This is a genomic window from Alteribacter keqinensis (genome assembly GCF_003710255.1).
In the GTDB taxonomy this organism is placed as follows: domain Bacteria; phylum Bacillota; class Bacilli; order Bacillales; family Salisediminibacteriaceae; genus Alteribacter; species Alteribacter keqinensis.
Genome location: NZ_RHIB01000003.1, coordinates 531818 through 552827 on the forward strand (window position 1 = coordinate 531818; position 21010 = coordinate 552827).

At 47.3% G+C, this 21010-nt stretch carries 20 protein-coding genes; 13 read left to right on the plus strand and 7 right to left on the minus strand.

Annotated features, from left to right (window positions below; genetic code table 11):
- Window positions 1-244 precede the first annotated feature (244 nt).
- From EBO34_RS17995 to EBO34_RS18005, 3 genes are all read left to right on the plus strand, one after another.
- Window positions 245-625: an OsmC family protein gene (locus EBO34_RS17995; protein WP_122901169.1), complete on the plus strand. Its 381-nt coding sequence runs from the start codon at window positions 245-247 to the stop codon at window positions 623-625.
- Between the two features lie 58 nt (window positions 626-683).
- Window positions 684-2048, plus strand: a complete 1365-nt coding sequence (locus EBO34_RS18000; protein WP_249414146.1) for an MATE family efflux transporter — start codon at window positions 684-686, stop codon at window positions 2046-2048.
- 78 nt (window positions 2049-2126) lie between these two features.
- Window positions 2127-2939 carry a YfkD famly protein gene (locus EBO34_RS18005; protein ID WP_122901171.1) on the plus strand — a complete coding sequence of 271 codons (813 nt, stop codon included), beginning with the start codon at window positions 2127-2129 and terminating at the stop codon, window positions 2937-2939.
- 491 nt (window positions 2940-3430) lie between these two features.
- Here EBO34_RS18005 and EBO34_RS18010 read toward each other — a convergent pair whose 3' ends face one another.
- From EBO34_RS18010 to EBO34_RS18020, 3 genes are all read right to left on the minus strand, one after another.
- Entirely contained in the window at window positions 3431-4234 is an 804-nt protein-coding gene (locus tag EBO34_RS18010) for an AAC(3) family N-acetyltransferase (RefSeq protein ID WP_221175162.1), read from the minus strand.
- A gap of 38 nt (window positions 4235-4272) precedes the next feature.
- Window positions 4273-5400, minus strand: coding sequence for a radical SAM/CxCxxxxC motif protein YfkAB (gene yfkAB, locus EBO34_RS18015; RefSeq protein ID WP_122901175.1), 1128 nt, complete (start codon window positions 5398-5400; stop codon window positions 4273-4275).
- 266 nt (window positions 5401-5666) lie between these two features.
- Entirely contained in the window at window positions 5667-7100 is a 1434-nt protein-coding gene (locus EBO34_RS18020) for a 4-hydroxyphenylacetate 3-hydroxylase family protein (RefSeq protein ID WP_122901177.1), read from the minus strand.
- A gap of 160 nt (window positions 7101-7260) precedes the next feature.
- On the opposite strand from EBO34_RS18020, the gene EBO34_RS18025 reads away from it, so the two are divergent.
- The 4 genes from EBO34_RS18025 to EBO34_RS18040 all read left to right on the plus strand — a co-directional run bounded on the left by EBO34_RS18025 (window position 7261) and on the right by EBO34_RS18040 (window position 11275).
- Window positions 7261-7827, plus strand: a complete 567-nt coding sequence (locus EBO34_RS18025; RefSeq protein WP_122901179.1) for a TetR/AcrR family transcriptional regulator — start codon at window positions 7261-7263, stop codon at window positions 7825-7827.
- Window positions 7828-7855: 28 nt separating this feature from the next.
- On the plus strand, window positions 7856-9277 hold the full coding sequence (locus tag EBO34_RS18030) for a serine hydrolase domain-containing protein (RefSeq protein ID WP_122901181.1): 1422 nt from the start codon (window positions 7856-7858) through the stop codon (window positions 9275-9277).
- 232 nt (window positions 9278-9509) lie between these two features.
- A complete protein-coding gene (locus EBO34_RS18035) occupies window positions 9510-10010 on the plus strand; it encodes an ArsR/SmtB family transcription factor (RefSeq protein ID WP_122901183.1) in 501 nt (166 codons plus the stop codon).
- The gene (locus EBO34_RS18040; protein WP_122901185.1) at window positions 10007-11275 is read left to right on the plus strand and encodes an MFS transporter; all 1269 of its coding nucleotides are present in this window, start codon (window positions 10007-10009) and stop codon (window positions 11273-11275) included. The genes EBO34_RS18035 and EBO34_RS18040 overlap by 4 nt, the downstream gene beginning before the upstream one ends.
- Before the next feature lie 128 nt (window positions 11276-11403).
- Here EBO34_RS18040 and EBO34_RS18045 read toward each other — a convergent pair whose 3' ends face one another.
- Together EBO34_RS18045 and cudC are read right to left on the minus strand one after the other, a co-directional pair.
- Window positions 11404-13035 (minus strand): high affinity choline transporter 1, encoded by a 1632-nt coding sequence (locus EBO34_RS18045; protein ID WP_122901432.1) that lies wholly within the window; start codon window positions 13033-13035, stop codon window positions 11404-11406.
- 124 nt (window positions 13036-13159) lie between these two features.
- The gene (gene cudC / locus EBO34_RS18050) at window positions 13160-13714 is read right to left on the minus strand and encodes a choline uptake/conversion transcriptional regulator CudC (protein WP_122901187.1); all 555 of its coding nucleotides are present in this window, start codon (window positions 13712-13714) and stop codon (window positions 13160-13162) included.
- Between the two features lie 282 nt (window positions 13715-13996).
- On the opposite strand from cudC, the gene betB reads away from it, so the two are divergent.
- The 3 genes from betB (at window position 13997) to EBO34_RS18065 (ending at window position 17246) form a co-directional block, all read left to right on the plus strand.
- Window positions 13997-15457, plus strand: coding sequence for a betaine-aldehyde dehydrogenase (gene betB / locus EBO34_RS18055; RefSeq protein ID WP_249414153.1), 1461 nt, complete (start codon window positions 13997-13999; stop codon window positions 15455-15457).
- 144 nt (window positions 15458-15601) lie between these two features.
- The gene (gene gbsB / locus EBO34_RS18060; RefSeq protein WP_122901191.1) at window positions 15602-16810 is read left to right on the plus strand and encodes a choline dehydrogenase; all 1209 of its coding nucleotides are present in this window, start codon (window positions 15602-15604) and stop codon (window positions 16808-16810) included.
- Window positions 16811-16934: 124 nt separating this feature from the next.
- Window positions 16935-17246 (plus strand): hypothetical protein, encoded by a 312-nt coding sequence (locus EBO34_RS18065; protein ID WP_122901193.1) that lies wholly within the window; start codon window positions 16935-16937, stop codon window positions 17244-17246.
- Between the two features lie 222 nt (window positions 17247-17468).
- On the opposite strand, the gene EBO34_RS18070 is transcribed toward EBO34_RS18065, so the two are convergent.
- Together EBO34_RS18070 and EBO34_RS18075 are read right to left on the minus strand one after the other, a co-directional pair.
- The gene (locus tag EBO34_RS18070; RefSeq protein WP_122901195.1) at window positions 17469-18095 is read right to left on the minus strand and encodes an FMN-dependent NADH-azoreductase; all 627 of its coding nucleotides are present in this window, start codon (window positions 18093-18095) and stop codon (window positions 17469-17471) included.
- 90 nt (window positions 18096-18185) lie between these two features.
- Window positions 18186-18623 carry a MarR family winged helix-turn-helix transcriptional regulator gene (locus tag EBO34_RS18075; protein WP_122901197.1) on the minus strand — a complete coding sequence of 146 codons (438 nt, stop codon included), beginning with the start codon at window positions 18621-18623 and terminating at the stop codon, window positions 18186-18188.
- A 319-nt stretch (window positions 18624-18942) separates the two neighbouring features.
- Between EBO34_RS18075 and EBO34_RS18080 the strand changes: the two genes are divergently transcribed.
- The 3 genes from EBO34_RS18080 to EBO34_RS18085 all read left to right on the plus strand — a co-directional run bounded on the left by EBO34_RS18080 (window position 18943) and on the right by EBO34_RS18085 (window position 20689).
- Entirely contained in the window at window positions 18943-19785 is an 843-nt protein-coding gene (locus EBO34_RS18080; protein WP_249414147.1) for a pirin family protein, read from the plus strand.
- 293 nt (window positions 19786-20078) lie between these two features.
- Complete coding sequence (locus EBO34_RS21125; protein WP_283234599.1) at window positions 20079-20210, plus strand: hypothetical protein; 132 nt, start codon at window positions 20079-20081, stop codon at window positions 20208-20210.
- A gap of 134 nt (window positions 20211-20344) precedes the next feature.
- Entirely contained in the window at window positions 20345-20689 is a 345-nt protein-coding gene (locus tag EBO34_RS18085; protein WP_122901201.1) for a YolD-like family protein, read from the plus strand.
- Window positions 20690-21010: the final 321 nt, after the last annotated feature.

The window sequence follows — 21010 nt, forward strand, 5'->3', positions numbered from 1 at the left end:
TTAACGGGGGAGGTTATGAGGGTTCGTGTTAAGATTTGACCGGTTTGGGTGGATTTATTACGGACGAATATTTATTTATGCACGTTTTTTGTTAAGATAACCAGATCCTCATCCAGATTACTGGAAATCTAAGCTGGGATCTAAGTGACTCACTCGCAAACACCAATCCGCTTCGCGTGACGGAGACGACAAAAAGAGGGTAAAATAAAGCAAGACTTCTAATCAGTTAGGATGGGATGCAGAGATGAAATTTTGGATGAGAGAAAACGCATTTGAAACAGAAACTGAATACGGAAAGCTAACCGTTTCAGGAAACGAAGAATACGGGTACCGCCCCTATCAGCTTATGGTCAGTGCCATTGCCGTATGCAGCGGCGGCGTGCTGAGAAAGGTGATGGAGAAGCAACGAATGAAGGTAGAGGATATTCAAATTGAGACAGACGTCACCCGTGAGCCTTCGGAAGCAAACCGCCTTACTAAAATCGCCCTTCACTATACGATTAAAGGGGAAGAGTTAAAAGAATCCCGTGTGGAGAAAGCGATTGATCTTGCCCGCAAAAACTGCCCGATGGCCCAGACCGTCGAAGGACGAGTGGAATTGGAAGAAACGTTTACACTAGTGTAAATGGTTTTTAGGAAGGGGGCTCCCCTTCCTTCTTTTTTCGAAACGAGGTGACTGAATCTTGCAGGCGAACAAGCAGTATGATTTTACTGAAGGCAGTATTATGAAGAAAATGATCTTCTTCTCGGCTCCGATTTTTTTAACCAACATGCTGCAGACATCCTATCAGATCATTGACAGCCTGTGGGTAGGAAACCTGCTCGGGGCCAATGCCCTCGGAGCGATTGCCATTTCCGGGACCGTTATCTTCACGATCCTGTCGTTTATCATCGGTCTCAACACGGCCGCTCTGACGGTATTGTCCCAGCGAAAAGGAGCTAATGATGAAGAAGGGCTGAAAAGATCGTTGAACGCATTTGTTGTGGTTTTGGGTTCCATGACCATTGTGATGGGAATTGTCGGCTTCTTCCTGTCGGGCTCCATCCTCAGATGGATGGGAACGCCGGAGGGAATCCTGCCTCTGGCCATCACATACTTACAGATTAACTTTATCGGGATAGTGTTTTTATTTGGCTATAACTTTATTGCCACTGTACTGAGGGCGCTGGGAGACAGTAAGACGCCTGTCCGGTTTGTGCTTCTTGCCGTAATTTTGAACATCATATTAACGCCGGTATTTATCTCGGTATTGGATATGGGCATCAGCGGCGCTGCCTACTCGACGATTGTGTCACAGGGAACCGCTTTTGTGTACGGACTTATCTATTCGATCGCGAAGGCAGGGGTTCCGTTCACGAAGCCGTCAATTCCGCAGGTGAAATACTTAAAAATGATCTTTAAGCTCGGGCTTCCGTCAGGGCTTTCCATGATGGTGATTTCCGGCGGTGTGCTTGCGATCATGACCGTTGTTACCAACTTCGGGGAAGAAGTCGTCGCCGGTTTCGGCGCTGCCCAGCGTCTCGACAGCCTGATTATGCTGCCGGCATTTACCCTCGGTTCCGCTGTGAACAGCATGGCCGGGCAAAATATCGGGGCCAGGCTCTGGGAGAGGGTGTCTGATATAACCCGGAGCGGAATGGTTCTCATTCTCCTTGTGTCGTTCTCCATCGGGGCAGTCGTATTTTTCAGTGCCGAGTTTCTTATTGCGTTGTTTGTAGACGATCCGGCAACGGTGGAATTCGGTGCCACTTATGTCAAAACCGTCGCATTCTTTTATCCGTTTCTGGGGATCAACTTCGTCCTGAACGGGATTGTCCGGGCTGCGGGGGCGATGTTTCAGGTGTTTGTACTGAATACCATTTCGTTTTGGATATTACGCTACCCGATGACACTGCTTTTTTCCAGCCTGTACGGTGAGAAGGGGATTCCGATTGGGATGGCCGTAAGCTTTGTGATCAGCAGTGTGATCGCTATCGGCTATTACTATTTCGGTAAATGGCGTGAGATTAAGATCCTGGATGATGAGAATGAGGGGATAGAAAAATAAGACTGTTTCATGGTGTTTGGATATTTTTTATTTTTCCAAGAAAAACTACACTTACGAAGACATCTTAAGGAGGACACCATGAAACGACTGATCTTATTAACACTTGCAGTGATGATTTGTTTACTCAGTTTCTCGACCTATGCTTTTGCAGAAGGAGAGGCCGAACAGCCGAAGCAGGATGAAAACATTGTTCCGGGCTCTGCCATGAATATCTCGAAGGAAAATACTTATCCAAATCCGACGCAGGATCTTCCGCGCCTTCATCCGAGCGATCTGGCTTCGGAATTACTGAGCACGACGGATATTAAAATTGAAAATCCCGATCTGATTAAAATGTTTAACGAATCGACCATAAAAGGATCAAAGCTCGCTCTTGGCATGAATGTGTCGATTTTTCTCGGACAGTGGCCCCTGGCATACGATTCCGATGAAACAACGGTAAACTGGGAGTTCGAGAAGGTAAATACGAATTATCAGGATAACCGCGGCGGCACAGCAGTAAAGCCGATCTCTTTTAACCAGGAACAGCAGAAGAAAATCAAAGGCGGACTGACTGCCGACATTCCAAACGCCGACATGGTCCAGAAAATGATGATGCTTGAGGCAGGGGAAAAAACGAAGATGCCGCTGAGCTTTCACACGGTCATCGGCTACGGCACAAAGGTGGAGCGCACGTATAACATTCCAACGAAAAACGTCGGTTATCTGTATGCGTATGTTCCTGCCGTAAACGAAAAAGGAAAAGTCACCTACGGAGAAGTGTATCTCCGCATGAAAGGCGACAAACGCTGGCTCGAAGTGAAAAACGTCACCCAGCAGGGCATCGGCGCGTGGATTCCAATTCAGGACTATCTTGACTTCAAGTTCATCACGGCCAACCAGCCGAAATAAGAGGAAGGCGGCTCCTTTAGTGGGGCCGTTTTTTTGTGGGATGGCGGGGTTGGTGGTTGTGGGTCTAAACCGTTAAAAGGAAGGGGGAAGCCGTTAATGGCTGTTTTCAAGCCGTTAATAACCGCCCCCCCAAGCCGTTAATAAAGAGAAGAAAGCCGTTTAATTCCTACTTTTTACATTGTTCCTTCCAAATTTCCCATTGATCGTATTCAGATATTATGATGAGCTTGTGTTTTTGTTCGATTGAGGTGGAAAAGGAAGCTAACCGTAGAATCGTGCTGTTTAACCGTAGAAAGAGGGGGACTAACTGTAGAAAAGAAGATTCTATCCGTAAGAAAGAGCAGGCTATCTGTAAAAAAGAGCATCAGGGTTTACGACGGTGCTCCTTCAAATAGCAAGTCTTTCTCCTGGTTATGCTAAAAAAGCTGCCATAGAAAAGTCCCCAACAAAAAGCCCTTGGAGATCAGCATCCCCAAGGGCTTTAAAATGATTTACAAGTCTTTCGGACGGTTGTCCCGCTTTACCTGAAGCCATTCCCGGGCAAAATGAACAGACTCTCTTGCAGGGAAGAGCTTCGCTGTTGCTGCTCCGACTTTTCCGGTCTTCACGGAAGTACTTTTCTCAAAGGCAATGCCCAGTTCGATGAACCACTCTTCGTAATGCTCTACGTCTTCAAAGGATTCCCAGCGTCTTTGCCCATTAATCATGACGGGTGCGGAGCTTACGTCAATGACCGGGTCCTTTAACCGGTACTCGGCAAGGTGAAAGGACGTGTTGCTGTCAAAGCCGACGCCGAGAAGAAGAACTTTGCAATCATTGTCGTACAGTTTTTGAAGAGGGGAATCGGGACCAAGGCCGAATGAGAGAGGCTGTCCTTCCATCCAGTCTTTGTTTTTCCCCCACGCGGCAAACGAATGCTGGGGATGGCTGCTCCGGATAACATCCGGATGGGTGCGGAACACTTCCACGATGCGTCCCATTCCTCTCGTTGGTGTTAAGTGCGGATCGAAGGCGGGCATCGTGTCACGGATGGTCTGCCACCATTCCCGGGGAACAGGAGGGTCGCCCCAGTGCATCGGGTCCGAGAGATCCGCGGATTGTGTCGGCATCACAAGGGTTCCTTCTTCACCGACCGTTTCCATGAGGGCTAAAACGACGGCTTGTGCCCCTCCTGAAACCCAGCCGAGAGAGCTGAGGGAGGAGTGGACGATCAGGCTGTCCCTTTTTTCAATACCCATGGAACGAAACGCTTTTAGTAAAGAAGAAAAGGTATTTGGTTCATGTAGTTTTGACATGGTTTGTTTTTCTGAGCTCATGGCGTTATCCTCGATTCTTATTTACTGAATGCGATCCGGGATTCCCGTTTCGTAAAGTCCATGTTTTTATAGTAGGCGTCTTTTACAAGAAGGTTCGGTCCAAGGCAATTTACCGAAGGGCAGTGGCAGTCGATGGACTTGGAGACGCTGCTTGCACGCCACGTGTCGTAGGCTTCCTGAAGTGTCGTGTCTTCGATGTTCCCAAGGGGCGGTGCATCAGCAAAGTCAGTAACGTTGATCGTTCCGTCAAAGATGTTCAAGTTCACCCGGGACCGGCCGTCCGGATCATTTCGGACTGTCACATTTTCTGTGTCGTACAATCTCTTCAATAAAGCAAGGTCTTCTTCGTCGTCGCTGCAGGCGTAAAACGGAAGCGTCCCGAACAGCATCCAAACGTCTTCTTTTTTGTGATCCAGAAGGCGGTGAATTCCTTTTCGAATATCAGGAAGGGTTGCGGTTTCAAGAGCACTTGCAAAACTTGAGGGGTACATCGGATGCACTTCATGGCGCTGGCACCCCATCTCCACAATTTGCTCGTGAATGCTCTCAAGGTGCGGCAGTGTCCGCTTGTTGAGCATCGTTTCTGCAGATACGATTACGCCGGCACTCGTGAGGGCCTTACTGTTTTCAACCATTCGGTGAAAATAACGTTCACGCTGTTCCCGGGTCGGTTTTTTATCCATCACGGCAAACCCGATATCCACAAAGTCGTCCACACTGCCGTAGTTGTGGGAAATATGCAGCACGTCCAGATAAGGTGTGATTAAATCATACCGCTTTAACGGAAGGGTAAGGTTTGAGTTAATCTGGGTTCTGATGCCGCGCTCATGGGCATAGCGGAGGAGTGGAACAACGTATTCCTTCACACTCTTCATGGAGAGCATCGGCTCTCCGCCTGTGATGCTCAGTGTTTTCAGATGCTCCACTTCGTCCAGTCGCTTAAGAAGCAGTTCAAGAGGAAGAGGATCCGGGTCTTTTGCCTGAAGGGTATAGCCTACTGCACAATGCTCGCACCTCATGTTGCAGAGGGTGGTTGTAGTAAGCTCCACATTGGTCAGACGCATCTCCCCGTATTGCTTTATGTCTTCATAAGCTTCCCACGGATCGTGGGAAGGAGTAATCGGTTTAAAAGTAGTCATGTTCATACGCTCCTTCATTACATAGCATACAGGGTGCAGGAGCGGTTGTCAGTAGATTAAGGAGAGAATTTTTCAGCAAGGACGGCGGGGAGGGGGAGTTCCTGATTCAGGAAAAACGATTCTGCTTCAGGGAAAAAGGGGGAGGATTCATGATAAAAGGAGAAGATTCATGATAATAAAAGAAAATTCATGATAAGCATACAAACATTCATCATATCCCTCCACCAAGCTAAACAAAAAGCCCCATGCACGCCTGCGCACAGGACCCACCATTATTCTCTTTCCAAAAATGACTTTGCAAACGTCTTGTAACCATCAAAGTTGTAAGCCTGGTAAATCGTTTTGGACAGCCTGACCGGATCCCCGAAAAAGAACCGTTCATAGAGCGTCTGCCGGCTGCCAAACTGACTCATGCACAAGTCCGCCGCGAGGTTAAACAGTTGCACCCGTTCTTTTCCTCCAATGTCGCACCCCTTCATGTATCTCGATAAATCCTCCCCGATAGGAGAGTCGAACTGGCCCTCGTCAGGAAGACAGACCATGCCGCTTGCGCCGAGAATCTGGATGATCTCAGCAAAGCGTGGATACGTATCCTGAAAAAGATTCACAGCCACATAGAGAGGCCCGCACCCGGGAATCACCACACCTCGCTCATCCTTTTCCGCCTCCACCTCGGACTGAATGAGAAGCGCCCGTGCACATTCCAGTCCTTTAATGATCTCTGTCATTTTCGTCTGAACGTGTTCATATTCCGAAATATTAATGGAGTCCACAATCATCCGGGCAATCCCGAGAACAAACTCTGTTTTCACCACCTGCCGGGAAACAATCTGGTGCAGGGTAAAAGGAGCGAAACTGCTTGCAGTAAAAAAATCATTGGCCACTTTATTGTTATCGTAGTAAAACACCCGCTCCCATGGAACAACGACATGGTCAAACATAACGAGACTGTCCATTTCATCAAACCGTGTACTTAACGGAGAGTCGAAGCCTGATCCGTTTCCGGTAAATGACTTGCGGCACACGAAGGTGAGACCCTTCGTATCACTGGGAATTGAAAAGGCAAACGCCTGGGACTGATCGACCACACCAGGAGGAGAAAAAACGATGATCTCGTCCGTCATCCCGCCCTGTGTCGCAAGGAGTTTGGCACCGTGGACCACTATTCCCTCATCGGTCCGGTCAATCACCCGGGCGTTTGGCTGGTCATCATCAATAAACGCAAGAAGACTCCGGTTATTTTGAGGGTTAATAAACGTATGGGTAAAGGAAAGGTCAAGTTCTGTGGCTCTTTCATAAAGTTTTACGATATTTTCAGGAAAACAGTTTTCCTCCCCTTCAAGAATGTGAACAGAGCTTCGAAAGGCAGCCAGAACCGTGTTCATGTAATCCGGACTTCTCCCCATCAATCCACCCGTGTACCGGGCCCGCATTTGTACCATCTTCCGCTTTTTCGCCAGGTCCGTAAGGCTTTTTGGAATCAGATAAGACGTGCCGAATGAACGCCCCGACTCGTCAGTATGGATAAAAACATCACAATAATCAGGAGTTTTTTGAAGATCGTAAAGCTCTGACTGGCTCTGAATCGCTCCCTTAAATGCCGGATGCCGGGAAATGGGACCCTCAATCTTTTTTCCGGTAATCCATACATCTGACTGTAGCCGGTCGATCCGCTGTTTATACTCATCACCTGAAATTACTGCCACGACAAACACCTCTATCCGAGTCAAATAATATATAGTTTATGACTGGGCGGGCGGGAGGTGACAATTTCCAACTTGAAGGGAAAAGACCTATCGATTTCCAACGCTTTACTATTTAAAATATAACTAACTAATTAGTTAGTTTTCGACAGAGGTGATCATCATGAAAAAAGGCGAACGAACGAAACAAATCATTCTCGATACCGCCACACAATTAATCGCCGAAAAAGGCTTTAAGGGCACAACCGTAAGCGAAGTGGTGAAGGCTGCGGGCTATACACAAGCCGCTTTTTATCTTCATTTTAAAAGCAAGGACGACTTGCTCGCTGAGATTGTAGATACGTTTGAAGTACGCCTGGCAGCTCTTACGGATGCCAGTAAAACGCTGAGAGACCCGTCAGGAAAACTAGAAGAAGAAATGCCACGGACCTATACGGCAATATTCACGTTTTTGGGAGACCATTCAAATGAGCTGAAAATTGTACTCGCAAGCGAACAAGGAATCAAAGTAAGAAAAAAGATTACCGATATCCTTTCAGCGAACATGAAAATGCATCAGGCAAACGGAGCTGTGAGGGGTGATGTTGATCCAAACCTCCTGGCAGAAGCCATTACCGCATCAATCGAACAACTGACATACCAGTATCTCGTCACCGGTGAGAAAACAGCTGAAGAACTGGGGAAGCAGACAGCCTTCTTATACCTTTACGGGATGATAAAAAATAAATAGTCGAATTAGGTTATGGGGGACTTGTTAAATGAAAAAAGCAATGGTTTGTTTCTTTTTGTTTCTGATAATTTTTCCTTCAGTTTCGCTTGCAGACATGAGTGACGAGCTCGACAGCTACATGGAAGAAGCGTTGGAGAAATACGATATTCCCGGAGCTTCACTCTCCATTGTGGAAGGAGACGGACTTTTTTATCAAAACAGCTGGGGAGATAGGAGTGATGGGTCACACGTAACCGAAGTTTCTCCATTTATCATTGGCTCTGTGAGCAAGCCCCTGACCGCTTTGGCGATAATGATACTGGCTGATGACGGCGTTGTTGGGCTTGAGGATTCGATTGACCAGCATCTTCCGTGGTTTTCCTATGATTCTCCGACTGGTGAGATGATCACCATTCAGCACCTGCTGGAACTAAAGAGCGGAATCGCTCCTGAGGACAGTCACCGGGTGACGGATGATTTCACTACGACAACGATACGAGAAGCTGCAGAAGAGTTAAACGGTATTACTCTGGCAAAAGCTCCTGGAGAGCACTACGACTATTTGTCTGTGAATTACATTTTACTGGGAGCGATCATTGAAGACGTTTCAGGCGAGTCCTTTGCTGAATTTATGGACAATCGCATTTTTTCACCACTTGAAATGACCAACACAACGGCGGATTACTATGAGGAGTTGGCACTTGGGTATTTGCCGGGCTATGAGTCCTGGTTTGGTATGGCTGTAAAAAGCGACGGGTTCTACGACCCCTCCGGAGCTCCGTACGGATATATCGTTTCAAGTGCTGAAGACATAGCAACGTTTCTGTCCTTTCTTTTAGAAGGGGGAGTGCTTTTATCTGATGAAATGCGGGCGGTTTATTTATCCGAACCTGGAGAGGGGGAGTCGTACGGGTATGGCTGGCGTTATAAGAATCCGTTTCGTAATTCCACGTTTCCATGGCATCCGGGTGGAACACCGGGCTACCGGTCAGAAGTTTTCCTGCTTCCTGAAGAAAACCTAGGCGCAGTGCTTCTCACAAATAAGTTTCACCAGATGGAGGCAGAGCAGTACCTTTCCATCATGGAAGGGGTTCGTACCATTTTGAATGAAGAAGAGATCCACACCTTACCGGACTTAACGAATACCATCCAGTGGTTTCTCTTAGGTTCAGTGACCGTTTTTCTTTTCACCGCTGTAACTTCTGGGACTGTTCTTGCAAAAAAAATGAAGGCAATTAAACTGTGGACAGGAATAGGGGTTTTTTCCATCGTTTTCGGCCTGAGCTTCATTTTTCTATTTTCACGTTTAATTCAAACACCTTGGACTATGATTCGTCTCTATACACCGGACATCGCTGTTTTGATTCAGGCTCATGCAGCTGTTTTTTTGGGGTATGGGATGTTGCTCTGTGTTATTGGTGTGTTTAAGATGAAAAAAGCAGGTATCAAGAGAGTCCCCATATCAGACTGATGATGGTACGGTGATATTTCAGGTGCTGTCCGGTTTCTTCCGGATATCGCTGACGTGCCGATATCCGGACTGGCTTTTGCGTTATGTCTGAGCATAGCTGTTGCGTGAAACACGGGAGAGAATTTCCGTGTTTTTTATTTTTGAAAAACATACACATTTTTCCTTTTGTGTGTTAATCTAATTTTACAGATCATCGAACTAAATAATTAGATCAGATTGGGAGGGGAAAACAATGAGCGGAAAAAACAAGTCTATGAACATCTCTATCGGACAGGCGAAATTGTTGGGAAGTGCACTCAGAGTTAAAATTATCAGCCAGCTGATCGATGAACCGAAAACTTCAAAGCAGGTGGCGAACCTGATTGGAGAGTCTCCGGGAAATGTGCATTATCACATTAAGAAGCTTTATGACGGGGGACTACTTGAACTGGTTGAGGAAAAAAAGCTCGGCGGTGTGATGGAAAAATACTACCGGTCCGTGGCTTCAAGGTTCCATTCACCTGCAGGTGCCACCGACCCCGCGTTGGAAGAAGGGTTTAAATCAAAAGATTCGGCCTCCACGAGTGTCCGTCTTCAGCTTAGTCCTGAACAACGGAAGGATTTTCGCGAAGAGGTGATGGATTTACTTGAAAAGTGGGTGAAACGAACCGCTGCCGAACCTGGGGGTGAAAGCGAGGAGTTCAGCGTCGGGGTAAAAGTCGTGTCAACGGAAGCGAAGGGAGACTGGGAATGAAGCTCTTTTTAAATAAGAACTTCACGTTTATGTTTTTTGGCCGGGTTGTGACAAACATCGGGGACAGTCTCTACGCGGTTGCTGCCATGTGGCTCGTTTACGATCTGGGAGGATCCACGTTTTACACAGGTCTGGCAGGATTTTTATCCATTGTGCCAAGAATTATTCAGCTTCTGGGCGGCCCCATCATCGATCGGCTTCCTGTAAAAAGGCTGCTTTTGACGACACAGCTGTTGCAGGCAGGGTTACTGCTGCTCATCCCGGTGGCAGCGTACGCCGGTTTTTTGACCGTCACGCTTGTGCTCGTAATCACGCCGCTCCTGGCTACGTTAAACACGTTTGTTTATCCTGCTCAGATGGCCGCGCTGCCGGAAATTGTGAAAAAAGAGGAGCTGACAAAAGCCAACTCATATTTCACCGTGGCCTATCAGGGAATTGATGTAGCCTGTAACGCCATCGCCGGTGTTCTCATCGTTGCTCTCGGGGCGGTCTCGATTTACCTCCTCGATTCCGTCATGTTTTTAGTCGGAGCGGTTCTTTTCTTCTTTCTCCGACTGCCTGGGAAAAAAACAGTCCCCCAGAAATCGGGTGCCTCGTCACACATTAAGACTTACACCCGTGAATTAAAAGTAGGAATTGCGGTTTTATTTAACAAAACCCTGTCCCGGTTACTCCTCGGGGTCATCGGTATTAATCTTGTGGGAGGGGCCACCTTTGTTGTTCTGCCGGCGTTCGGTGATGAGCGGGGAGGGGCGGAGATTTTCGGTTTTCTCCTTATGGCCCAGGCTGCAGGGAGTTTAACGGGAGCACTACTTACACCTTATTTAAAACTTGAACGATTCGGCCTTGGACGTGTATATGGAATCGCCTTTGTGTTAAGCGGTTTCTTGTGGGCTGTTTCTGTGTTCAGTCCTTGGACGTGGATGATGATTGGGTTGTACGGTCTTGCGTGGCTTCCGGGAGGAGTGACGAATATTTTAATCATGACGTGTTTGCAAAAAGGGATACCGAAAGCGTTCCTCGGACGGGTCCTTTCAGCGGTTTACAGCATCAGCGGTATTGCACTTCCACTCGGTTCACTGGCAGGAGGAGCACTCGGGGTGGCTATCGGAAGCACTGCCATCATCTTTTTGAGCGGCCTCGTCGTTACCCTAACCGGCCTGTTCTGGCTGCTGGACCGGAAAACACGATCACTGCCTAAAATTGAAGAGATCAATGAGGAGTCGTTTATAAAAAAAGAAACAGCCGAAGTGATGGCTGTTTAATAGAAAGAAAGTGAATGTTTCATTTGATACCTAATTAGAGAGAGAAAATACCTACGATTTCGACAAAAACCGGGTGGTGACAGGCACCAAGAAAGAAAAAAAGGCACCTCCCTTGAGGCGCCTTTTTTTTATCCTGCTTTCGGCGTATTCCGGTCTCTCTCATGAGGCATGAGAAGCGGAAGCGGCTTACATTTTTTCTTAGTAAGTTCAGATACCACGAAGATCGTGATGAATGCCATAATCATGGCAAACGTACGGAACGGGAACAATACGAGACCGTCTTCCACCATTGGATACGGGAGGAATGCCGGCAGTCCGAATGTCGGTTCACCGCCGCCAAGACGGAGGAACACGGCTACAATCAGACCGCTCAGGGAACCGTAGAAGTTGGCGTTCCGGTAAAAGAGGGCCATCGTTAACTGCGGGAATAAAATACAGTAAACGAGGTCCGATGCCAGATACCAGAGCGTATAAACACTCTGTACGCTTAAGGCAATAATCATGGCTGTTGTTCCTACGATAATGATGCTTCGCTTGATCATTTTCTTTACTTGTTCATCAGATACACGCTTTTTCACCAGTGGACGGTACACATTCCATCCTGCCATGGAAGAAGCAGAAAGAATGGAGGAGTCCATGGAAGACATGACTGCCGCAGCCAGGGCTCCGAGCCCGATTGCTGCAATCCATTCTGGTGTTAAAAAGCGCAGTACCATCGGCAGAACCATTGCCGGGTTGTCAGGTGCCGTTGTACCGACAGCTGCCCAGTCTGCATTGTACCCGATAACCCCGATAAGGACAGCCGGAATAGCAGCTAAAATACAGATGAAACCGGCCGCGATGGAAAGCCACATGGCTGTTTTTTCATTTTTCGCCGATAACACACGCTGGAAGTAGACCTGCCAGGCGATACCGCCAAATACTAGTAAGAGGGCGTAGTCCCACCAGTGCCAGTACCAGTTGCCCCAGTCTTCATGACGCCAGCCATCCAGCGGAGGAAACAGGTTCGCATAGGAGCCTAGCTCAGCTGAGTACGTTGACCATGCCGTGCTCAGACCTCCGACGTGTGGCAAGGCAAACGGAAGAACAAGGAATAAACCTACAATTAAAATACCTAATTGAATCAAATCGGTGTAGGCAACGGCCCACATACCGCCGAGTACCGTATAGGCAATTGCGATAACACCTGAAATAATGATGGAAGTTGTAAAATCAATCCCTAAAATCGTGCCAAAGGTAGTCCCGAGAGCAGTCAGGATTGCCGCACTCCAGAACAGTTCACCGAGAAGCGCCGGAATGTATAGAACCCCGGCCAGCTTGCTTCCGAATCGCTGTTCAAGAGGGTCAATAATTGTCATAAATTCATAGCGGCGCATCTTTCGTGCGTAAAAGATACCCCCGACAATTAAACTGAGTGCGTATCCCCACGGAGCCTGCGCCCAGACAAGCCCGTCACTGTAAGTAAATTCGGCGGTTCCGTTAATGTATCCGCCTCCGACCCAGGTTGCCGCCATCGTGAACATGGCAACGGTAATCGGGATGCTACGTTTTGCCACCATCATATCACTCAGTGTATTCGACTGCTTGGCAGCAACAAAGGCTCCGATGTAATAGATGAGAGCATAAAAGACGAGCATGCTTATAAAGCCGCCCCAGTGCATGTCGGTGTTGCTAAAAGCCAAATACACAAATAGTCCTGCAAATATTGCAATAAACCCTATGGTTTTGTACGAATTTTTCTGTGTTTCTGTCACTTGTATCAACTCCAACGACGATGTTTTATTGATAATTCTAAATATTCAGTTATTTACATTCGGAAATGCGCCTTTTTGAAAAAATAGACGGACCTATTCCAAAGGTGCGCGCATTTTCTTAAATAAGATGTTACTCCTTTTTGTTTTCCACCGGAACAGATTCAAAAATCCTTCCGCTTCGGATGCTTGCAACGAGACTCTCAAGCCAGTAGTAGTATGGCTTCGAGTTTTCAAGCTGTCTGTACACTTTCAATGCTTCTTCTCTCGCTTCATGTGAAGAAGATTCTGAGTGTAACACTTCGTCCAGCATCTTCTGAGCATCGGCAATCGCTTCAAGATTCAGCTTTACTTCCCGTTCCCACTTATGTGTAAAGAACTTATTAAAGAAGCGGAAGAAATCTTTTTCAGCCTGGTAGATGTTTTTGCGGCTGCCCCGCTTAAACGATTTCTTCACAATTTCATAATCCTGAAGTTTTTTGACACCGGTACTCATGCTCGGTTTACTCATTTCCAGCTTCGTGCGCATCTGGTCCAACGTCATATCCTCTTCAAAGTACATCGTACCGTATAACGTACCCGTACTTCGTGTGACCCCATACAAATCCATTGTTTCTGCAATAGAATCAATGACAAGATCTTTGGCGTCATCGATGATCTGCTTATCTTGATCTTCGTTAGGGCTCATATAACAACCTCCTTCGCCCAGATCAAAATTAAGTTCGTTAAGTTTTTTCTTTACAACCTTTATACTAACGAAAGATAGAGATTTGTCAAACATATGTCCGAATTTATTTTTTCTTCTTATATAGGCTGATTTGGCGGTGAAAATCTTTTTAGGTTATCCTTTGACAACTTTTTTTAGTCATGTTAGGTTTGTATTGTTCGTTCAGAACATTAAATAAAAATTTAACAAACTTAATTCCTGGAATGAATGCCAAAGGAGGAAGGTTCATTGACACTACAAAAAATGTTTATCGATGGTGAATGGATCAATGCGCAGTCCGGTGAGACTCGCGAAATTATTAATCCATTTAACCAGGAAGTCATTGCAACAGCAGTAGAAGGTGACCGAAACGATGCGAAAAAAGCTATTGAAGCTGCGCGCCGTGCCTTTGATGAAGGTTCCTGGGCCCAAACGCCTGCCAGTGAACGGGGAGAACTCGTTCAGAAGATTGCCGACCTCATCCGTCGCGATCAGGAAGAACTGGCCAAGCTTGAAACCCTTGATACAGGAAAAACAATAGAAGAAAGCCGTGCAGATATGGCAGACATTGCAAATGTCTTTCAGTATTTTGCCGGACTTGCAGATAAAGATGCGGGCGAAGTAATCGCATCACCAATTCTTGATTCTGAAAGCCGGGTTGTCCGAGAGCCTGTAGGTGTATGTTCGCAGATCACACCTTGGAACTATCCGCTGTTACAGGCAGCATGGAAGATTGCTCCGGCTCTTGCAACAGGAAATACAATCATTATGAAGCCAAGTGAAATCACACCGCTTACGACAGTAAAAGTATTTGAGCTGATGGAAGAAGCAGGAGTACCTAAGGGCGTAGCGAACCTTGTCCTTGGTGCAGGAAGCACTGTCGGCGCTGAAATGTCCGAAAGCCATCTGGTTGATCTCGTTTCTTTCACAGGCGGAATTGAAACAGGCAAGAAGATCATGCAGGCGGCAAGCGGCAATGTGAAAAAGATTGCCCTTGAGCTTGGAGGGAAAAACCCGAACATCGTCTTTGCAGATGCTGATTTTGAAACAGCTGTGGACCAGGCCCTTAATGCGGTTTATTTCCACGCTGGTCAGGTATGTTCAGCAGGGTCCCGTCTTCTTGTGGAAGAAAGCATCCACGACAAGTTCGTTGAAGCTCTTGTGGAGCGTGCGAAACGCATCCGTCTTGGTAACGGATTTGACGATGCGACAGAAAGCGGTCCTCTAATCTCAGCGGAACACCGTGATAAAGTAGAAAGCTATATTAAGATCGGCCAGGATGAAGGCGCGACGCTGGCCGTTGGCGGTAAACGCCCTGAAGCTTCCGAGCTGAAAGACGGATTCTTCCTTGAACCGACGATCTTTACAGGATGCACATCGGACATGCGTGTCGTTCAGGAAGAAGTCTTCGGTCCGGTGCTCACTGTAGAAACGTTCAAGACAGCTGACGAAGCGGTTCAAAAGGCAAATGACACGATTTACGGTCTTGCCGGCGCTGTCTGGTCAAATGACATCAGTAAAGCGGAAGACGCCGCTGCGAAACTCCGCATGGGAACGGTATGGATCAACGATTTCCACCCATACTTCGCGCAAGCGCCATGGGGCGGCTTCAAGCAGTCCGGTTTCGGCCGTGAGCTGGGGAAAATCGGCTTTGAAGAGTACACGGAAGCGAAGCACATTTTCCGAAACAAAAAGCCGGCACCGGTTAACTGGTTTAATTCCTAGGCCGTATTCTTTGATTTATAAAAGTGTTGATTGAAGCGCATAGGAGCGGAAATCAACATACAGATTTTAAAAACCGGGCTGGCGGTCCGTCCGCCGCCTGGGTAACAAATACAAGACTAAAACTTTTTCAGGAGGTTTTTTACCATGAGTTTAAACATGAAAGTCGAACACATGATGAACTATCACACATTTGAAATTCCTACTACTATCAAGCACGGAATCGGTGCGATTGAGCATATCGGGGAAGAAGTTAAAGCATTGGGCTCAGACAAAGTTCTTCTCGTAACTGACCCTGGTATTTATGATGCAGGTGTTGTAAACCCGGTAATTGAACATCTTGAAAAATCCGGCGTTGACGTGGTTGTCTTTAACAAAGTTGAGCCAAACCCACCAGTACGCCTTGTATCTGAAGGCTCTAAAGTGTATGCAGAAGAAGGCTGTAACGGTCTTGTAGCTGTTGGAGGCGGAAGCTCCATGGATACAGCGAAAGCGATCGGGGTAGAAGCGACACACGAAGGAACGGTTCTTGACTATGAAGCAGCAGAAGGCAAAAAGCCGCTGGAAAACCGCATTCCTCCACTGACAACCATCCCGACAACTGCCGGTACTGGTTCTGAAGTTACGCAGTGGGCAGTTATCACAGACGAAGACCGTGAATTCAAATTTAACACTGGCGGGCCATTAATCGCGGCTCACCTGACAATCATTGATCCTAAGTTGCACGTATCCATGCCTCCACATGTAACGGCAATGACAGGTGTAGACGCACTTGCCCACGCCATCGAGTGCTACACAATGAAATTTGCCCAGCCGATTACGGACTCTGTTGCGTTAACAGCAATGGAATACGCAGCAACGTATATCCGCCGTGCCTACGCTGACGGGGAAGACCTTGAAGCGCGCTATGGTATGGCTCAGGCTGCGATGCTTGCAGGGCTTTCCTATGGAAGTGAATCTGCCGGTGCTGCCCACGCCATGAGTCAGACACTGGGCGGTATCATCCCTGTCGCACACGGTCAGGCTGTGGCAGCGATGATGGGACCAGTGATGGAGTTCAACTGGAAAGGAAACCCTGAGAAGTTTGCCCGTATGGCACAGGCATTCGGCATTAACACATTCAACATGACAACAGAAGAAGCGGCACGAGCTGCAGTAAACTGGATGTACGAGCTTGTGGAAGACCTCGACATTCCATCCCTTGAAGAGCAAGGCGTACCTGCAGATCAGCTTGAGCGCTTTGCTAAAGAAGCGATGAATGATCCGCAGACTGTAGGAAACCCACGTGACCTCACTGTCCGTGACTACGAGTGGATCTACAAGCGCTGCTTCGGCCAGGTTGATAAGAAAGTTTAATTATTGATTCAGACAGACATCCCGGGACACTGGTTCCGGGGTGTTTTTGTTGGTAGGATGCGTTTAATCTGGCCAGGGAAAAGGGAATGAGTGTAGAAGATGGATTTATATGGGAGGCTTCGTTATGGCAGACGTTTCATTAACGAAGAAAGAGAAACGCCGTGTTTATTTATACAGGCCGGTGATGATGAGCGCCGCTGGTTTTGTTACGCTCATCTTGCTTGAGGTTGGCTGGCCGAATCCTGTTTCATTGTTTGGAATTATGACGGGGTTTTTCATCGGTAATTTTTTAGCCGTGAAATGGAAGCCGGAAGCGGTGAAGAACGGTCCTTCGAAAAAGCCTTCGAAAAAACAGAAGGTTGGAAGAGTTGTTTCCTATATATTGTTGGGAACCATTTTTTTCGTTTTGCTCGTCCGGTTTTTTATCCTGATATAATGGGGCTGAAATGATATGGTTTTCAGGATAAGCCTTCGATTGTTTAAGATAAAATAGAATTTGTCAGGATATATCTCTAAATGTTCAGGATAAACAAACGTTTAGACCTGAGCATGATGCTGTTCGGAGGAGCAATCCTCCGGTCGAGTTCATAAAACCAAAACCCCGGGACGATCACCTGTGAATGGTGATCGTCCCGGGGGAAATGTGCATATTCAGACTCTAAAACTGATGGGACAGTTCTTCCGCACGCTCAAGACCATCACGGATAATTTCATGTGCTTTATCCGGATACTGATTGTGGCCCTCAACAACAACCGTAGAAATATCCTGTATGCCCCAGAAGCCGAGCATATTCTGCACGTAGTTCACCGCCATCTCAACGGACTGCGCCGGCCCCTCGGAATACACACCGCCGCGGGCGTTCAGGATCACAGCCTTCTTATCGTCTAAAAGACCAACGGGTCCATCCGGCGTGTAGCTGAACGTTTCGCCGGCCTGTGCAAGGTAGTCAAGATACGTATGAAGCGCCGCAGGAACGGTGAAGTTCCAAAGTGGAAAAGCAAAGACAATCTTGTCTGCATCAAGGAACTGATTCAGGTAGCGGGAAACCGTTTCTGTTGCCTCTATTTCAGACTCGGTCAATTCCATTCCTTTCGCACGTTTGAACATACCGTTGATTTTATCAAGGTCATAGTAAGGAAGGTTTTCCTCAAACAAGTCGAGCTCTGTAATCTGATCGTCCGGGTGGGATTTTCTATAATTCTCAAGGAACGTGTGGTAAAGCTGCACGCTCACGGATTGCTCGTAGGGACGAGGATTTGCTTTGATGAATAATACGTTTGCCATGGTGAATTCCTCCATTAGAGTATTTTAGTTGCTGTAGCAACCTTGAGGGATGGATAATGTTGCTATAGCAACTATAAAGGATCATGAAGCTTATTGTCCAGCATGAAGCACATTGCTGTTCATTTTCGTAAGCAATCTTTCCAGCTCCAGCAGTTCTTCCTTGGAAATGCCGTCACAGACGGTCTCGTTGAACGCCTCTGCCACAGGAATGACTTGATCTCCGAGAGCTTTTCCCTCTTCGGTCAGACAAAGACGCAGCGAGCGTCGGTCACCTTCTACAGGGAGCCGTTTAATAAACCCTTTCCTCTCAAGGCTGGACGCCATTCTGGCAATGTTCGTTTTGTCCTTGTTTAAGTGAAAGGCAAGCTGGCTTTGTTCCATGCCGTCTTTTTCCCAGAGAAGCATCATAATCAGGTTCTGTTCAGGTGCCAGATTAAATTCCTTGAGCTTTTCTTTAATAAAGCTCGTGAGAATGAGGTCTGTCTTATGAATTTTAATGCTGATATAGTCTGTAAATGATAGCTTCATCGGGTTCGCCTCCTGGCTGCTGATGCTGAGGCCACTGAAAAAGTACAAAACAACTTTTTCAGTACCTTTTATTTAAGTTGCAATGGCTCCATTCGGCCTGTTACGGGAATCCCACACATAACTGGCTTTTAAATGATGCAACCGTTACGCTCATTGCTTAGAAGGCACTGGAAAAAGGTAAAGATCGAACTTTTTCAGTACCTTCGCTGATGCTGGTACGAGTATAAAGAAAGCTCAGGTCCTTTGTCAATAGGTTTGAGCAAATAAGTTGCTATAGCAACGAATTGCTGGTACCTTCATAATCAGAGGAGTGATTACCGTGAGACGAAATGTAAAAGAGCATTGGTACGTGAAGTATGAAGAGGCTGATTTTCCCTTGATCCAGAAAGGCTGGGTTTTGCCCGCTGACCGGTGGAAGGATTTTGATCCATTCATTTTGATGGCCGAAGACTGGTTTAAAAAGGGGGCATTCTCCGATCATCCCCACAGGGGCTTTCAGACGCTCACCTATGTGATTGACGGACGGCTGGAACACAGCGATAACGCTGGTGGACACGGAATTCTCGAGCCCGGTGACATTCAGTATATGAACGCAGGCTGGACGGCGCGCCATGCCGAAGAGGGCGTGGAGGACGACATCGCTCACACACTGCAGCTTTGGATTAATTCTCCTGCTGAATTGAAAAACTCGGAAACGTTTTATCAGAACGTGCTAAGTGAAGACGCACCCGTTGTGGAAGTAGAAGGAGGATCGGCGAAGGTGTTTGCCGGAGAGGTACACGGGAAGATAGGACCGTTAAACGCCGTTGTTCCTATGACTGTGACTGAAGTGTCTCTTGAGGAAGGAGCTTCGTACATCCACGAGCTGCCTGCCGGTCACAACGCCTTTCTTTATGTATTAAGAGGAGAAATGGCCTTTGGCGAAGACCCGGTCACGCTGAAAAGGCACGGAGTCGCAACTCTTACGTACGAAGGAGGAGCAGAGGGGAAGAGCGAGCTTGAGATCAAAGCAAAGAGCCGCCGGTCAAAAGTGCTCGTCTACTCCGGGAAGCCGATCCAAGAGGACATCGTTCCCTACGGTCCGTTTGTGATGAATTCCATGGATGAAATCAAACAGGCTTTTCAGGATTTTCATGCCGGGAAATTTAAAGCGCCTAAGTAATGTCAGGTTGAATGAAGCCGGAATGACCTCAGGTGTATATGTAAAAGGAATTTTCTGATCTGAAAACTAACCGAAAAACTGTACGAGCGTTGACTGCTCGTACAGCTTTTTTTATTTTAGCTATTTCGTAAAATGGTGTTGCTTCAGCTGAAAAGTAATGAAACTGAAGTGCCTGAGACTCTTGTGACATCCAGTTTGAATGGTATCTCCAAATTTAAATAAGAACAAACGTTCTTGTTCATCTGCCTTTTTTCCGCTAAAATAAAACAAAGGGAAAAAAGAGGTGCTGAACAATGAAGAAAGACGATACCTATGTGCTCAAAGAGACCCTGCATACTCTTATAAAGGAAGGCAAAACAAAAGAGGACATTCTCGATGCCCTCCAAAAGATCGTCCGTAAACAACACCACTTATCCAGGCGGTAGGAGAGACAAATGGTCCGATTACCTAAAGGGCTTCTTCCTTCCCGTCAGTACGGGCAGAAAGGGAGGATGTTTTAGCACGGGGCATAAAAGAACATACGTTCGCATAAACTGGACGGAAGGGAGGCTCAGGAACGATGAAAAAAGACAACAAACTAAGAGACCGGGGTACGATCAAGTGGACGAGTCTCATGCTGCCGGAGCACGTTGGGATGCTGAATACCTGGTTTGAGGGGACAAAAAAGCAGCCGCGGCCTGAGCTTGACGAACAGCAGTGGGAAGAGATCGGGCAGACCGTCTGCGAAGGAATGGCCTTTCATTCGGAGCTCGTCTTCACCTTCTGGGAGGATGGCTTTTTTTATCAGGTCTCAGGGTATGCCGAGCACGTGAATACGCACAAAAAGCTACTGTATATCCGGGATAAAGAAGAGGAGCAGCACGTGATTCCCCTTAAAAACATAATCGATGTAAAAAGCGGTTGAGCACGATTTTTAAGAACGTCACCACTTTAGGGTTCTTTGCAGCATAAAGTGGGTTTTGATTTTTGGATGTCCTAAAGGTCATTGTTATTTTTAAAGAAAGTGTTGATTGGAGCGAATGCGTGACACTCCTGCGGGAAAAGCGGGTTCCGGGGAGACCCCGCAGACGCAAAGCGTCGAGGAGGCTCCCGAACCGCCCGCGGAAAGGGAGCGCAAAAGAGCGGAAATCAACACCTGCCTTTTCTGAGCGTATTTTAAAGATAGTGGCCTTGCTTTAGCTTAAGGCTTGTCGGCACCGCCAGGAAAGCAAAGTGCACTTCGGCC

Bases quoted from the DNA above. Each gene is read 5' to 3' on its own strand.
- EBO34_RS18010 (WP_221175162.1), bottom strand. From the start codon at position 4,234: ATGTCAAAACTACATGAACCAAATACCTTTTCTTCTTTACTAAAAGCG.
- yfkAB (WP_122901175.1), bottom strand. From the start codon at position 5,400: ATGAACATGACTACTTTTAAACCGATTACTCCTTCCCACGATCCGTGG.
- EBO34_RS18070 (WP_122901195.1), bottom strand. From the start codon at position 18,095: ATGGCAAACGTATTATTCATCAAAGCAAATCCTCGTCCCTACGAGCAA.
- EBO34_RS18065 (WP_122901193.1), top strand. From the start codon at position 16,935: ATGGCAGACGTTTCATTAACGAAGAAAGAGAAACGCCGTGTTTATTTA.
- gbsB (WP_122901191.1), top strand. From the start codon at position 15,602: ATGAGTTTAAACATGAAAGTCGAACACATGATGAACTATCACACATTT.
- cudC (WP_122901187.1), bottom strand. From the start codon at position 13,714: ATGAGCCCTAACGAAGATCAAGATAAGCAGATCATCGATGACGCCAAA.
- EBO34_RS18035 (WP_122901183.1), top strand. From the start codon at position 9,510: ATGAGCGGAAAAAACAAGTCTATGAACATCTCTATCGGACAGGCGAAA.
- EBO34_RS18025 (WP_122901179.1), top strand. From the start codon at position 7,261: ATGAAAAAAGGCGAACGAACGAAACAAATCATTCTCGATACCGCCACA.
- EBO34_RS18030 (WP_122901181.1), top strand. From the start codon at position 7,856: ATGAAAAAAGCAATGGTTTGTTTCTTTTTGTTTCTGATAATTTTTCCT.
- EBO34_RS18075 (WP_122901197.1), bottom strand. From the start codon at position 18,623: ATGAAGCTATCATTTACAGACTATATCAGCATTAAAATTCATAAGACA.
- betB (WP_249414153.1), top strand. From the start codon at position 13,997: ATGTTTATCGATGGTGAATGGATCAATGCGCAGTCCGGTGAGACTCGC.
- EBO34_RS18040 (WP_122901185.1), top strand. From the start codon at position 10,007: ATGAAGCTCTTTTTAAATAAGAACTTCACGTTTATGTTTTTTGGCCGG.
- EBO34_RS21125 (WP_283234599.1), top strand. From the start codon at position 20,079: ATGAAGAAAGACGATACCTATGTGCTCAAAGAGACCCTGCATACTCTT.
- EBO34_RS18085 (WP_122901201.1), top strand. From the start codon at position 20,345: ATGAAAAAAGACAACAAACTAAGAGACCGGGGTACGATCAAGTGGACG.
- EBO34_RS18005 (WP_122901171.1), top strand. From the start codon at position 2,127: ATGAAACGACTGATCTTATTAACACTTGCAGTGATGATTTGTTTACTC.
- EBO34_RS17995 (WP_122901169.1), top strand. From the start codon at position 245: ATGAAATTTTGGATGAGAGAAAACGCATTTGAAACAGAAACTGAATAC.